Annotated in this window: 10 protein-coding genes; 5 read left to right on the top strand and 5 right to left on the bottom strand. The window is 73.5% G+C overall.

The genetic code is table 11. The features are described 5' to 3' along the window. The first annotated feature begins 42 nt into the window (after positions 1 to 42). Positions 43 to 1,626 carry an alkaline phosphatase D family protein gene (locus tag ACFYWS_RS09810; protein WP_389272143.1) on the top strand — a complete coding sequence of 528 codons (1,584 nt, stop codon included), beginning with the start codon at positions 43 to 45 and terminating at the stop codon, positions 1,624 to 1,626. Positions 1,627 to 1,740: 114 nt separating this feature from the next. Further along, positions 1,741 to 3,036, top strand: a complete 1,296-nt coding sequence (locus ACFYWS_RS09805; protein WP_389272140.1) for a GNAT family N-acetyltransferase — start codon at positions 1,741 to 1,743, stop codon at positions 3,034 to 3,036. Here ACFYWS_RS09805 and ACFYWS_RS09800 read toward each other — a convergent pair. Further along, positions 2,942 to 4,213 (bottom strand): trans-sulfuration enzyme family protein, encoded by a 1,272-nt coding sequence (locus ACFYWS_RS09800; RefSeq protein ID WP_389272137.1) that lies wholly within the window; start codon positions 4,211 to 4,213, stop codon positions 2,942 to 2,944. The two genes, ACFYWS_RS09805 and ACFYWS_RS09800, sit on opposite strands and share 95 nt — an antisense overlap. Positions 4,214 to 4,264: 51 nt before the next feature. Here ACFYWS_RS09800 and ACFYWS_RS09795 point away from each other — a divergent pair, with 51 nt between their 5' ends. After that, positions 4,265 to 4,762, top strand: a complete 498-nt coding sequence (locus ACFYWS_RS09795) for an Lrp/AsnC family transcriptional regulator (RefSeq protein WP_389272134.1) — start codon at positions 4,265 to 4,267, stop codon at positions 4,760 to 4,762. A gap of 11 nt (positions 4,763 to 4,773) precedes the next feature. After that, a complete protein-coding gene (locus ACFYWS_RS09790) occupies positions 4,774 to 6,471 on the top strand; it encodes a DUF885 domain-containing protein (protein ID WP_389272131.1) in 1,698 nt (565 codons plus the stop codon). A gap of 3 nt (positions 6,472 to 6,474) precedes the next feature. On the opposite strand, the gene ACFYWS_RS09785 is transcribed toward ACFYWS_RS09790, so the two are convergent. Continuing rightward, the gene (locus ACFYWS_RS09785) at positions 6,475 to 7,326 is read right to left on the bottom strand and encodes an SDR family oxidoreductase (protein WP_389272128.1); all 852 of its coding nucleotides are present in this window, start codon (positions 7,324 to 7,326) and stop codon (positions 6,475 to 6,477) included. A gap of 63 nt (positions 7,327 to 7,389) precedes the next feature. Here ACFYWS_RS09785 and ACFYWS_RS09780 point away from each other — a divergent pair, with 63 nt between their 5' ends. Next, entirely contained in the window at positions 7,390 to 7,830 is a 441-nt protein-coding gene (locus ACFYWS_RS09780) for a hypothetical protein (protein ID WP_389272125.1), read from the top strand. Between the two features lie 47 nt (positions 7,831 to 7,877). Here the strand turns inward: ACFYWS_RS09780 and ACFYWS_RS09775 are convergent, their stop codons facing one another. The 3 genes from ACFYWS_RS09775 to ACFYWS_RS09765 form a co-directional block, all read right to left on the bottom strand. Then, on the bottom strand, positions 7,878 to 11,063 hold the full coding sequence (locus ACFYWS_RS09775; RefSeq protein ID WP_389272122.1) for an AAA family ATPase: 3,186 nt from the start codon (positions 11,061 to 11,063) through the stop codon (positions 7,878 to 7,880). Then, positions 11,060 to 12,226, bottom strand: coding sequence for an exonuclease SbcCD subunit D (locus ACFYWS_RS09770; RefSeq protein WP_389272119.1), 1,167 nt, complete (start codon positions 12,224 to 12,226; stop codon positions 11,060 to 11,062). Before ACFYWS_RS09770 ends, ACFYWS_RS09775 begins: the two co-directional genes overlap by 4 nt. 134 nt (positions 12,227 to 12,360) lie before the next feature. Then, on the bottom strand, positions 12,361 to 12,981 hold the full coding sequence (locus ACFYWS_RS09765) for a YigZ family protein (RefSeq protein WP_389272116.1): 621 nt from the start codon (positions 12,979 to 12,981) through the stop codon (positions 12,361 to 12,363). Between the last annotated feature and the right edge of the window lie 89 nt (positions 12,982 to 13,070).

Raw genomic sequence — 13,070 nt, 5'->3', positions numbered from 1 at the left:
CATGGCACCGTGCTGTCGTCGAGACCGTCACTGGAGGCGTCCATGTCAGACCGTCCGCAAACTCCCCAGCCCGGCCGACGCGGAGTGCTGCGCGGCGCGCTCGCCACATCCGCCGCGCTGGCCCTTCCGGCGGTCGGCGGGGCCGCCGCACCCGCGTTCGCGCTCTCCGGACGCCCGAAAGCCGGCTGGGGCGTCCAGGCGGGGGACGTGGGCGCGCACTCGGGACTCGTGTGGGTGCGCTCCGACCGGCCCGCGCGGATGGTCGTGGAGACCTCGGCCACCGACACGTTCAAGAACGTCACCAGATGGCGGGGGCCGCTGATCGGACCCGGCACCGACTTCACCGGGACGACCCGGCTGCGCGGCCTTCCGCCCGGCGAGCGGATCCACTACCGCGTGCGGCTCGCCGACCCGGACGACCCGCGGCGCACCGGCGAACCGGTCGAGGGCACCTTCCGCACCGCGTCCGTGTCGCGCCGGGACGGGGTGCGGTTCCTGTGGTCCGGGGACATCGCCGGGCAGGGCTGGGGCATCAACCCGGACCGTGGCGGCTACCGCGTGTACGAGGACATGCGCGCCCTCGACCCGGACTTCTTCCTGTGCAGCGGCGACAACATCTACGCCGACGGCCCGATCCTGCCGAGCGTGACACTGCCGGACGGGCGGGTATGGCGCAATGTGACCACCGAGGAGAAGTCCAAGGTCGCGGAGACGCTGAACGAGTTCCGTGGCGCGTTCCGGTACAACCTGCTCGACGAGAACCTGCGCCGCTTCAACTCCCAGATCCCCACGATCACGCAGTGGGACGACCACGAGGTGCGCAACAACTGGTACCCCGGCCAGATCCTCAGCGACGAGCGCTACACGGAGAAGAACGTCGACGTGCTGGCGGCCCGCTCGCTGCGCGCGTTCAGCGAGTACTTCCCGATCTCCACGCTTCCGCCGGGCGACGCCGACGGTCGCGTGTACCGGGTGCTGAGGCAGGGGCCGCTGCTCGACGTGTTCGTGCTCGACATGCGTACGTATCGCAACGCGAACTCGCCGGGGCGGCAGGCCGACGACACGACCGGGATTCTCGGCGCCGAGCAGCTCGCGTGGCTGAAGCGGGAGTTGTCGCGCTCGCGGGCCGTGTGGAAGGTCATCGCCTCCGACATGCCGTTGGGTCTCGTCGTCCCGGACGGCAGCACGAACTTCGAGGCCGTGGCGCAGGGCGACCCCGGCGCGCCGCTCGGGCGTGAGCTCCAGGTCGCCGAGCTGCTGCGGCACATCAAGCACGAGCGGATCACGGGCACCCTGTGGCTGACGACCGACGTGCACTACACGTCCGCGCAGCACTACGAGCCGTCGAACGCCGCGTACAAGGACTTCGAGCCGTTCTGGGAGTTCGTGTCGGGGCCGCTCGCCGCGGGCGGGTTCAAGGCGCTGAAGCTGGACGGGACGTTCGGCCCGCGGCAGGTCTTCATCAAGGCGCCGGACCGGAACAACACCTCCCCGGCCGAGACCCCGCCGTACTTCGGGGAGGTCGAGATCGACGGCGGCAGCGGGGAACTCACCGTACGGCTGCGGCAGGAGGGCGGCGACGTGCTGTTCTCGCAGACGTTGCAGCCGGGACGGGTGGGGCAGTGATCCCGGGCAGTGATCCCGCCGCGACCCTGTGGCCAAAAACCGACATAAGCACGCTTAACCCATCGGTCACAAAGCGTTTGTGATCACGCAACACCGGTCCTGCACAGTGGACGCATGAGTAACGAGACGCAAGTTGTCACTGTTGTCCTCTGCTGCGCCGCGACGCTGCTCGCCATCGCCGCCGCCGGGTTCCGCATGCTCCGGTCAGAACGCAAGGAGCACGCGCCACCCACCGCGGATACCGGCGCCCGGCCGCCCTCCTCCCCGGAGGCCGCGGCCGGGCCGCTCGACCCGGCGAACAGCACGCTGTGGCGGATGCGCACGACCGTGCGGGACGAGCCGGGGTCGCTCGCCGCGCTGTGCACGGTGCTCGCCCACCGGCGGGTCGACATCCTGAGCCTGCAGACGCATCCGCTGGCCGCGGGCACCGTGGACGAGTTCCTGCTGCGCGTGCCCGAGGAGTTGACCTCGGGCGAGCTGGCCGGGCTCGTCGAGGGCGCGGGCGGCGCCGACACCTGGGCCGAGCGGGCGGACGCCCACGACCTGGTGGACGCCCCCACCCGCATCCTCGGCCTCGCCACCCGCACGGCGCTCGACGCCGCCGAACTCCCGCTCGCCCTGCGTCAGTTGCTGGGCCGCTGCACGATCAGGTCGCTGCCCGCGAAGGCGGCAGCCGCGGCCGGCGGCGCGCCCGTCGAGGGCGTCCTCGACGACACCGTGCTGCGCCTTCGCACCCCGGAGGGCGGGGTCATCGCGGTCGAGCGGCCGTATCTGCCGTTCACGCCCACCGAGTTCGCGCGCGCCCGCGCCCTCGTGGAGCTGGACACCCGGCTCGGTCCGCGGGTGCCGGGCGCCGAGGACGTCCTGACGCTCCCCGAAGGCAACGACATCACCGTGCGGCGCGCCGACAGCGGCGACCTGGCCCTGTCGAAGGCGATGCACGAGCGCTGCTCGCAGGCCACGCTGGGCCGCCGCTACCACGGGCCCGTCGCCGACGCGGACCGCTATCTGAGCCACCTGCTCAGCCCGCGCTACGGCCGCACTCTCGCCGCGCAGACCGCTTCGGGCCGGATCGTCGCCCTCGGGCACCTGCTGTGGGACGGCGACGAGACCGAGGTCGCGCTGCTCGTGGAGGACGACTGGCAGCGTCGCGGCATCGGCGCCGAACTCCTCGGCCGGCTGGTCTCGATGGCGGTCGAGGCGGGCTGCGCCAGCGTGTACGCGGTGACGCAGTCGGCCAACACGGGCATGGTCGCGGTGATGCGCGGCCTCGGCCTGCCCCTCGACTACCAGATCGAGGAGGGCACGCTGGTGATCACCGCCCGGCTCGATGCGGCACCGGTGGCGTCCCTGCTTCCGTACGCGCACGAGCAGGAGCAGGAGTACGAGCGGGCCGAGCAGCCCGGCTGACCGGGTGGGCGGCCCCGGCACCGGCACCCAGCGCCCCGTCCAGATCCGCCCACAGGTCCTCGACGTCCTCCAGGCCGACCGAGAGCCGCAGCAGCCGGTCGCCGACGCCCGCCGCCCTGCGGTCGTCGGCGGCGACCACGCGGTGGCTGATCGAGGCGGGGTGCTGGATCAGCGAGTCGACGCTGCCGAGGCTGACCGCCGGGGTGATCAGTTCGACCCCGGCGGTCACCGCGTGCGGGTCGCCCGCCACCTCGAAGGCGACCATGGCGCCGCCGATCCGCGGGTAGTGGACGCGGGTGACGCGCGGGTCCCCGGCGAGCCGCCGGACGAGCTCCGCGGCCGTCGCCGAGGCGGCACGCACGCGTACCGGCAGGGTCGACAGCCCGCGCAGCAGCAGATATCCGGCGAGCGGATGCAGCACCCCTCCGGTCGCGAACCGCACTTTGCGCAGCTCACGCGCGAAGGCCTCGTCGCAGGCCACGACGCCACCGAGGACGTCCCCGTGTCCGCCGATGTACTTCGTGGCGCTGTGCAGGACGAGCCGCGCTCCGCGCTCCGCGGGCCGTTGCAGCACGGGCGTCGCGAACGTGTTGTCGACGAGCAGCGGCACCGAGCCGCAGGCGTGCGCGACGGCCGCGAGATCGACCTCCGCGAGCGTCGGGTTGGCGGGCGACTCCACCAGGACGAGGCCGGTGTCGGGCCGTATCGCGTCGGCGATCCCCGCGGGGTCGACCCACGTCACTTCCGATCCGAGCGTGCCCGCCGTCAGCAGGTGGTCGCTGCACCCGTACAGCGGGCGGACCGCGACGACATGGCGCGGGCCCGCCGCGAGACGTACGAGGAGCACGGCCGTCAGCGCCGCCATGCCGCTCGCGAACGCGACCGCGCTGTCCGTGCCTTCGAGGCGGGCGAGGGCGGTCTCGAAGCGGGCGACGGTCGGGTTGCCGAGGCGGCCGTAGACGGGCGGCCCGTCGTCGAGGGCGCCGTCGGCGGCGAACGCGTCGATGCGGGCGGCCTCGGCGCGGGTGTCGGCGGACGGGTAGGTGGTGGACAGGTCGAGGGGCGCGGCGTGCAGGCCGAGAGCGGCGAGGTCGTCGCGGCCCGCGTGCACGGCTTCGGTGGCGAAGGCCCGGGTGCGGGCACCGCTCATGTCCCAGTGCGTATCCATGGTCGGCATCCTGAACAACGGGCGGGCGCCGTGGTTCAACTCCCGTGCTACGTTCGGCGGATGGCCGCCTCCGTCGTACTCGATCCGGTCGACCTGGACATACTGCGGCTGCTGCAGAACGACGCCCGCACCACGTACCGGGATCTGGCGGCGCAGGTCGGCGTCGCGCCCTCCACGTGTCTGGACCGGGTGAACAGGCTGCGGCGCTCCGGCGTGATCCTCGGGCATGTGCTGCGGCTGGACCCGGCCAAGCTGGGCCGCGGCCTGGAGGCGCTGCTTTCGGTGCAGGTGCGCCCGCATCGCAGGGAGCTCGTCGGCCCTTTCGTGGAGCGCGTCCGCGCGCTGCCCGAGGCGCGCACCGTGTTCCATCTGACCGGCCCCGACGACTACTTGGTGCACGTCGCCGTCCACGACATGGCGGACCTGCAGCGGCTCGTGCTCGACTCGTTCACGTCCCGCCCGGAGGTGGCGCGCGTCGAGACCCGGTTGATCTTCCAGCAGTGGGAGTGCGGGCCGCTGCTTCCGCCCGCGGCGAATCATGGTGACGTGGCCCCCTGACTCGTACGAGGATGTGTCGCATGCCACACACCGCGAGCTCTCAGCCCCCTACTGCCCGACTGCCCCGGCAGGTCGCCGACGCCTATGTCGACGCGATGGTCGCCCTCGACCCCGTGGAGGGCACCTTCCTCGGGGTCCGGGAGGCCCACAGCAGGCTGCCCGACCTGACCCCCGCCGGTCTCGCCGCCGTCGCGGACCTCGCGCGGGAGACCCTCGCGAGCCTCGACGAGGCGGAGCGCGCGCCCGGCGCCGACAGTGACGTCGAGCGGCGCTGCGCCCGGCTGCTGCGCGAGCGCCTGACCGCCGCGCTCGCGGTGCACGAGGCGGACGAGCACCTGCGCGAGGTCTCCAACCTGGGCTCGCCGATCCACAACGCGCGCGAGGTGTTCACGGTCACCCCGACCGACACGGACGAGGACTGGGCGGCGATCGCCGAGCGGCTGCGCGCGGTGCCCGCGGCGTTCGCCGGATACCGGGAGACGCTCGCGCTCGGCCTGGACCGGAAGCTGCACGCGGCGCCGCGGCCGACGGAGACGTTCATCGGCCAACTCGGCGAGTGGCAGGGCTGGTTCGAGGAGTTCGCGGCCGCCGGGCCGGACGCACTGCGCGCCGAGCTGACGGAGGCGGCACGCACCGCGGACGCCGCGACCGTCGAACTGCGCGACTGGATGCGGGACGTGTACGCGCCCGCCGTCGAGGGCGCGCCGAACGTGGTGGGCCGCGAGCGCTACGCGCGTTGGTCGCGCTACTACAACGGCACGGACCTCGACCTGGACGAGGCGTACGCGTACGGCTGGAGCGAGTTCCACCGGCTGCTCGCCGAGATGCGTACGGAGGCCGAGAAGATCCTGCCCGGCGCCGCGACGCCGTGGGTGGCGCTCGCACACCTCGACGAGCACGGACGGCACATCGAGGGCGTCGACGAGGTGCGGGAGTGGCTGCAGAAGCTGATGGACGAGGCCATCGGCGCGCTCGACGGCACGCACTTCGAACTCGCCGACCGGGTACGGCAGGTGGAGTCCCGCATCGCGCCGGCCGGCAGCGCCGCCGCCCCCTACTACACGCCGCCGTCGGAGGACTTCTCGCGGCCGGGCCGGACGTGGCTGCCGACGATGGGTCAGACCCGGTTCCCTGTCTACGACTTGGTGTCGACGTGGTACCACGAGGGCGTTCCCGGTCATCATCTGCAACTCGCGCAGTGGGCACATGTAGCCGGTGACCTGTCCCGCTACCAGGCGACGCTCGGCATCGTCTCGGCGAACGCGGAGGGCTGGGCGCTGTACGCGGAGCGGCTGATGGACGAGCTGGGTTTCCTCACGGACGCGGAGACCCGGATCGGCTATCTGGACGCGCAGATGATGCGGGCCTGCCGCGTCATCGTCGACATCGGCATGCACCTGGAGCTGGAGATCCCGGCGGACTCGCCGTTCCACCCCGGCGAGCGCTGGACGCCCGAGCTCGCGCAGGAGTTCTTCGGCGCGCACAGCAGCCGGCCCGCGGACTTCGTGGAGAGCGAGCTGACCCGGTATCTGTCGATCCCGGGCCAGGCGATCGGCTACAAGCTGGGCGAGCGGGCGTGGCTGCTCGGCCGGGCGGGCGCGCGGGCCGCGCACGGCGACTCCTTCGACGCGAAGGCGTGGCACATGGCGGCGCTGTCGCAGGGGTCGCTGGGGCTCGACGACCTGGTGGACGAGCTGTCCAAGTTGTGACGCTCAGGAGGTGCGGCGGAAGCCGCCCTCCGAGTCGATGACCTGGCCGGTGATCCACGCGGCCTCGTCCGTGGCCAGCCACGCGATGAGCCGCGCCGGGTCGTCGGGCATCCCCCACCGCTTGGCGGGGAACAGTTCGGCGATGGATTCGTACGTCTCGCCATCGAGGTAATCCGTGTCCACGGGGCCAGGGTTGACGGTGTTCACGGTCACGAACTGCGGGGCGAGGGTGGTGGCGAGCGAGCGCGTGATCGACGCGAGCGCGCCCTTTTGCAGGGCGTACGCGATCTCCTCCGGCATGCCGTCGGCGATGTCCTGACCGGAGGTCATCATGACGACGCGACCGCCGGTCTCCGCCGCGGCCGTGGCGGCCCGGTGCCGGGCGTAGGCCTGGACGAGCAGCACCACGGAGCGGGCGTCGACGGCCCAGTGGGCGTCCAGCATGGCGGCGTCGATGGTGTCGAGCGTGCCGTCGCTGCCACTGAGCGCGTGGTTGGCGACGACGATGTCGAGCCGTCCGCCGAGCGCTTCGGCGGCGTCCCGGACCAGGCGCGCGGGGGCGTCGGGTGCGGTGAGGTCCGCCGGGCCGTGCGCCACGACGGCATCCGGCTCGCCGCGTACGTCCCGCACGGCGTCGGCCACGTCGGCGGGCCGGTCGGCTCCCCACGGCATCGCCTCGTCGTGCGCCACGTGGTGGTGCAGATACACGCTCGCCCCGTACGCGGCGAGCCGGCGGGCCACGGCGAACCCGATGCCGCCGCGTCGGCTGGCACCGGTGACCAGCGCGGTGCGGCCGCGCAGCGGGAGGGGGTCGCGGCGGAGTTCGGTGGGGGTGGGGTGGGGCAGTTTCGGCATGCCATGGATCATGCCTGACAACGCCCTCCCGCCTCCTGTGAATTACGCGCCTATCCTGGCCTCATGGAGACAGCCCGCCCGCCGTTCGTCGACGAGCACCGGATCATGGTCGACGCGCCCACCGAGCGGGTGTGGCCGGTCCTGGCCTCGGAGTTCGGCGGGAGCAGCGGTCGGCTCTTCGAGGTGTACGCACGCTTCATCGGCGCGAAGCCGCTGCGGTCCGGCGGGGAGCCGCTCGCCGAGGGCTCGACGCTGCCGGGCTTCGCGGTGGTGGAGGCGGTGCCCGGACGCTCGGTCCGTCTGGTAGGGCGGCATCTGTACTCGCGCTACGAGCTGACCTTCGACCTTACCGAGCGGCCCGGCGGCACCCTGGTGCGCGCCCGTACGTACGCGTCGTTCCCCGGTCCGCTCGGTCGCGTCTACCGGCTCCTGGTGATCGAATCGGGGGCGCATCGGGCGCTGATGGTCCGGCGGATGGCGGCGGTCCGCAAGCGCGCCGAATAGGCCCGCTGAACCCCTTGTGGGTCAGGCATGTGGGCCAGGCTTGTGGGTCAGGCCTGTTGGACCCCTCGCTGTCGCACCACCGAGCCGTCCCGCCCCTTCACGACCTCCAACTGCGCGTGCACGCGGCGCCGCAGGTCGCCGACGTGGCTCACGATGCCGACGCTGCGGTCGCGCTCGCGCAGGGAGTCGAGGACGTCGAGGACCTCGTCGAGGGTCTGGTCGTCGAGGCTGCCGAAGCCCTCGTCGATGAAGAGCGTGTCGAGGCGGACGCCGCCCGCCTCGTCCGTGACGACGTCCGCGAGGCCGAGCGCCAGAGCGAGCGAGGCGAAGAAGGTCTCGCCGCCGGAGAGCGTCGCCGTGTCGCGCTCGCGGCCCGTCCACGCGTCCACGACGTGCAGGCCGAGGCCCGAACGGCCGCGTCCCGCGAGGGAGTCGGAGTGCACCAAGGTGTAGCGGCCCGAGGACATACGGCGCAGCCGTGCGGTCGCCGCCGCCGCCACTTGTTCCAGGCGGGCGGCCAGGACGTACGACTCCAGGCGCATCTTGCGCTCGTTGTCGGCGGCGGTGCCGGCCGCGAGGGAGGCGAGGCGGGCCACCCGGTCGTACGTCTCGCGCAGCGGGCCGAGGCGGCGGGCCTCGGCGGCGGCGCGGCGGGAGAGCCGGTCGAGGTCGGCGCAGCGCCGCTGGGCCGCGTCGCGCGCGGATCCGGCCGTGCGTACGCGCGCGTCGGCGGCCTGCGCGGCGGCCCGGGCCGCCGCGACGTCGGCCTCCGGACCGCGGGCGGCCTCGGCGGTGTCCTCCTCGGCGAGCATCGCGCGTACGGCCGCTTCCTCCGACTGCCGGGCGTCCAGGCGGTGTTGGAGCTCGCGGTGCTGGGCGTCGTCGAGCAGTGCGGCGGCCGCGGCCTCCGGCGTGTCGAACCCGGCCCGGAACGCCGCGTCGGCGAGTCGCGCGTCGGCTTCCTTGCGGCGGCGCGCCGTGTCCTCGACGGCGCGGGCCGCGTCGGCCGCCTCGGTGAGCAGCGTCCCCTGGTTCTCCAGTTGCGCCGCGCGCGCCTCGACGCTCTCGGCCACGCCCCGCGCCTGCGCCAACTCCCGCTCCAGGCCCGCCTGTTCACGGTCCAGCGCGTCACGCAGCGACGTACGGGCCGCGGTCCGCTGCGCGACCTCCTGGCGGGCGGCGAGGCGGCGGTCGCGCTCACTGTCGGCGTGGGCGAGGGCCTCGCGGGCGGGGTGCGCGGTGGACGCGAGAGCGTGCGTCTCGGCGTGTCGCTCCGCCAATTCGCGGGCGGCATCGGCGAGTTGCTCGGCGGGGGCCTCCCCTGCCGCGGCCTTCGCCGCCGCCAGTTCCTCCCGTACGTCGCCGAGGGCACGCTCGGTACGAGTGCGGCGCTCGTCGGCGGCGCGGTAGGCGGCGAGCGCGGCCTCTTCGGCGGCCCGGTCGACGTGTCCCTCGGACTTGCGCATGGGCGCGGGGTGTTCGTCGGCGCCGCACACGGTGCAGGGTTCGCCGTCGACGAGGGCCTCGGCGAGTTCGGCGGCGACGTCGCGCAGCCGCTGCTCCTTCAGGCCGAGCCAGTGCTCGTGCGCGCTCGCCGCCTGCTCGCGGGCGCGCAGCGCGTCGGCCCCGGCGCCGTCCACGCGCTCGGCGAGCCGGTCGCGCTCGACGGCGGCGCGGGCCTGCTTGCGGGCCGGTTCGAGTTGTCCCGCGAGGTGTTCGGCGCGGGTCGCAGCCTCTTGGGCCTCGTCGACCCGGGCCTGGAGGTCGGCGCGCCGGGCGTCCCAGCCGTCGAGCCAGCCTTCGGTGTCGGCGAGCAGGTCGGTGTCGGCGCGCTCCTCACGGTCGAGGTCGGTGCGCTCTCGCGTGAGCTCGGCGAGGCGCCGCTCGGCCCGCCGCGCCGCGTCGAGCCCCCCGAGCTCTTGAGCGACACGCCGGGCGGCTTCGGTGAGGGCCTCGGGGGAGGTCGGGATGTCGAGGTCGGCGTCGGGGTCGGGGTCGGTGCCTGTGTCGGTGCCGGTATCGGCATCGGAGCCAGTGCCGGTATCGGCATCGGCATCGGAGCCAGTGCCGGCATCGGCATCGGCCGCGTACGGCTGCCCACCCCCGACGCCGAGCGCGGAGCCGAAGCCGCCGCCGACGCCCGGCCACGCCGCCCGCAGCTCCCGCCGGGCCCGCTGGTCCTGCGTCAACGCCTCCCGGTGCGCCGCCTCCGACTCGTCCCGGAGGGCCAGCGCAGGCTCCACCGTCGCCGCCTTGCGCGCGCGGTCCATCCGGTCCTGGAGGGCGCGGTACTCCCCGACCCGCTCCTCCAGGGACGCCGCCCGCTCGCGGGCCTGCGCGAAGCGGAGTTGCAGGCGGTGGGTCTCCGTCACGTCGGACAGGTCGTGCTGCGCCGCGATCCGCGCCGACTCGGCCGCGTCCAGGGCGAGATGGGTGTGTGTGAAGTGTTCGCGCGCGGTCGAGCGGGCCGTGGCCGCCCACGTCAGCACGGAGTCGGCGATGCCGGGGTCGCCCGGCGTCGCGTCGACGGGGTCCAGCTCCACGACGTCCCCCGCCGCCTGCTGCATACGGTGGGCGTCGGCCAGCAACTCCGAGTCACCGGCGGCCACTTGCTTCTGCGCGGCCTTGCGGTCCTCGGCGAGCCGCTGCTCCACGGCGGCGAACCGGTGCGTGTCGAAGAGGCGGCCGAGCAGCTTGCCGCGGGCCTCGGCGTCGGCCCGCAGGAAGCGCGCGAAGTCGCCCTGCGGGAGGAGGACCACCTGGCAGAACTGGTCCTTGCTCATGCCGAGCAGCTGCGTGATCTCCTCGCCGATCTCCTGGTGGGAGCGGCTGAGGTCCTTCCACTTCGCCGCCACGGCGTCGTACTCGCGCAGCCAGCTCTGCGCCTTCTCCGTCGTGAAGCCGGTGCCGCGCTTCTTGGGGCGGGCGAACGGCGGCTGCCGGGTGATCTCCAGGCGGCGTCCCGCCACCGTCAGGTCGAGGGTGACCTCGGTGCGCACGCCCGCCTCCGCGTGGTCGCTGCGCAGGTTCTGCCCCTGGCCGCTGCCGCCCTGCCGGGCGCCGGGCACGGACCCGTACAGCGCGTAGCAGACCGCGTCGAGGACGGAGGTCTTGCCCGCGCCGGTCGGGCCGTGGAGGAGGAAGAGCCCCGCCGCCGACAAGTCGTCGAAGTCGACCTTCTGCGTGGCACCGAAGGGGCCGAACGCCGTGATCGTGAGTGTGTGCAGCCTCACCTGGCCACCTCGCGCACCACATCGTCCGCGCGCACCGCGTCGAACGCGGCCCGCAGCACCAGCCGCTCGCTCTCGTCGGGCCCCGCACCCCGGACGTGGGTCACGAAGTCCTCCGCGATCTCGTGGTCGTCGCGTCCCTTGAGGCGCTCGGCGTAGCTGGCGTCCGGCTCCTCGTCGTCCGTGCGGTGCGGGTCGAAGAGCAGGCTGAGGGTGTGCGGGAAGCGGTCGGTGAGGCGGGCCATCGGGTCGTCCGGCCGGATCGCGTCCGTGAGCGTCGCCTCCACCCACGACTCCTCGTGGCGGGCGAGGTCCGGGTCGTCGAGGAGGTCTTCGAGGTCGCCGCGCAGGCGGGCCAGCGGGCGCGGCACCGGGCAGTCGAGGCGCTCGGCGGTGACCGCTCCCCCGGCGTCGAGGTCGATCAGCCACATGCTCTTGCGGTGGTCGGCCTCCGAGAACGAGTACGGCAGCGGGGAGCCCGAGTAGCGGACCCGGTCACTGATGACCTGGCTGCCGTGCAGGTGCCCGAGCGCCACGTAGTCCGCCCCGTCGAAGACACCGGACGGGACCGCCGAGACGCCGCCCACCGTGATGTCCCGCTCGCTGTCACTGGGCGCGCCCCCGGTCACGAAGGCGTGCGCGAGGACGACGGACCTGGTGCCCGCCGGGCGCGCCGCGAGGTCGGCCCGAACCCGCTCCATGGCGGCGGCGAGCACCTGCTCGTGCCCGGCTTTCGCCACCCCGAACTCGTCCTTCACCAGAGCCGGTTCGAGGTAGGGAAGTCCGTAGAACGCGACGTCGCCGTGCGCGTCCGGCAGCACGATCGGCTCCGCGCAGCGGGACGGCTGGGTGCGCAGGTGGATGCCCGCCCGGCCGATGAGGCCCGCGCCGACGCCGAGGCGGCGCGCCGAGTCGTGGTTCCCGGAGATCATCACGGTGGGCACGCCGAGCTCGGCGAGGCGGTGCAGCGCGTCGTCGTACAGCTCCACGGCCGCGAGGGGCGGGACCGCGCGGTCGTACACGTCACCCGACACCACTACGGCGTCGACGCTCCGCTCACGGGCGGTGTCGACGAGGTGGGCGATGAACGCGGCCTGGGCGTCGAGCATGTTCACGCGGTGGAACGAGCGGCCCAGGTGCCAGTCGGATGTGTGCAGGAGCCTCATGGTGCACGAGGCTAACGGGTGGGTCTGACATGGCGGGGGGTTACGCCCGGGTGACCTGTTGCGGGAGCCGTTTCTCACGACTCGGGGCTCCGCCCCGGACCCCGCTGCTCAAACGCCGCAGGGGCTTGATCTGGTCACCCGTACGCCTCCCCGCCCAGCTCGAAGGCCGCCGTGCCCGCCGTCGCGTCCGCCAGCCAGCCGCGGAAGCGGTCGATGTCCGACTCCGGCAGGCCGATCTCGATCGTGACGGCCTCCCCGTACCGCACATCCCGGACCTCGCAGCCCGTGGACCGCAGGTCGTTCTCCATCTTGCCCGCGCGCGCGTGGTCGACCGTCACCGTGGCGAGGCGGAAGCGGCGGCGCGTCACCGTGCCGAGTGTGTCGAGGGCCTCGCCCACCGCGCCTCCGTAGGCGCGGATGAGGCCGCCGGCGCCCAGCTTCACGCCGCCGAAGTAGCGGGTGACCACGGCGACGACGTAGCGCATGTCGCGGCGCGTGAGCATCTGCAGCATCGGGACGCCCGCCGTGCCGCCCGGTTCGCCGTCGTCGCTCGCCTTCTGTACGGAGGCGTCGGCCCCGATGACGTACGCGTAGCAGTTGTGGTTGGCCGTCGGGTGTTCCTTGCGGACGCGCGCGACGAAGGCCTGGGCCTCCTCCTCGGTCGCGGCGGGCGCGAGCGCGCACAGGAACCGGGAGCGGTTGATCTCTGTCTCGTGCACACCCTCGCGGGCCACCGTGCGGTACTCGTCCTGCATCGGACCAGCGTATGCGCAGGTGACGATGTGGTGGACACTCGCCCGACGCCGGGCGACGGTCGGCTTCGGCGCGATCACGGCGGTCTTCG

This window comes from Streptomyces sp. NPDC002795 (assembly GCF_042888725.1).
Classification (GTDB): domain Bacteria; phylum Actinomycetota; class Actinomycetes; order Streptomycetales; family Streptomycetaceae; genus Streptomyces.
The sequence above is the reverse complement of the archived record's forward strand: the minus strand, read 5'-3'. Positions and strand labels throughout refer to the sequence as shown.

Bases quoted from the DNA above. Each gene is read 5' to 3' on its own strand.
- ACFYWS_RS09810 (WP_389272143.1), top strand. From the start codon at position 43: ATGTCAGACCGTCCGCAAACTCCCCAGCCCGGCCGACGCGGAGTGCTG.
- ACFYWS_RS09805 (WP_389272140.1), top strand. From the start codon at position 1,741: ATGAGTAACGAGACGCAAGTTGTCACTGTTGTCCTCTGCTGCGCCGCG.
- ACFYWS_RS09800 (WP_389272137.1), bottom strand. From the start codon at position 4,213: ATGCCGACCATGGATACGCACTGGGACATGAGCGGTGCCCGCACCCGG.
- ACFYWS_RS09795 (WP_389272134.1), top strand. From the start codon at position 4,265: ATGGCCGCCTCCGTCGTACTCGATCCGGTCGACCTGGACATACTGCGG.
- ACFYWS_RS09790 (WP_389272131.1), top strand. From the start codon at position 4,774: ATGTGTCGCATGCCACACACCGCGAGCTCTCAGCCCCCTACTGCCCGA.
- ACFYWS_RS09785 (WP_389272128.1), bottom strand. From the start codon at position 7,326: ATGCCGAAACTGCCCCACCCCACCCCCACCGAACTCCGCCGCGACCCC.
- ACFYWS_RS09780 (WP_389272125.1), top strand. From the start codon at position 7,390: ATGGAGACAGCCCGCCCGCCGTTCGTCGACGAGCACCGGATCATGGTC.
- ACFYWS_RS09770 (WP_389272119.1), bottom strand. From the start codon at position 12,226: ATGAGGCTCCTGCACACATCCGACTGGCACCTGGGCCGCTCGTTCCAC.
- ACFYWS_RS09765 (WP_389272116.1), bottom strand. From the start codon at position 12,981: ATGCAGGACGAGTACCGCACGGTGGCCCGCGAGGGTGTGCACGAGACA.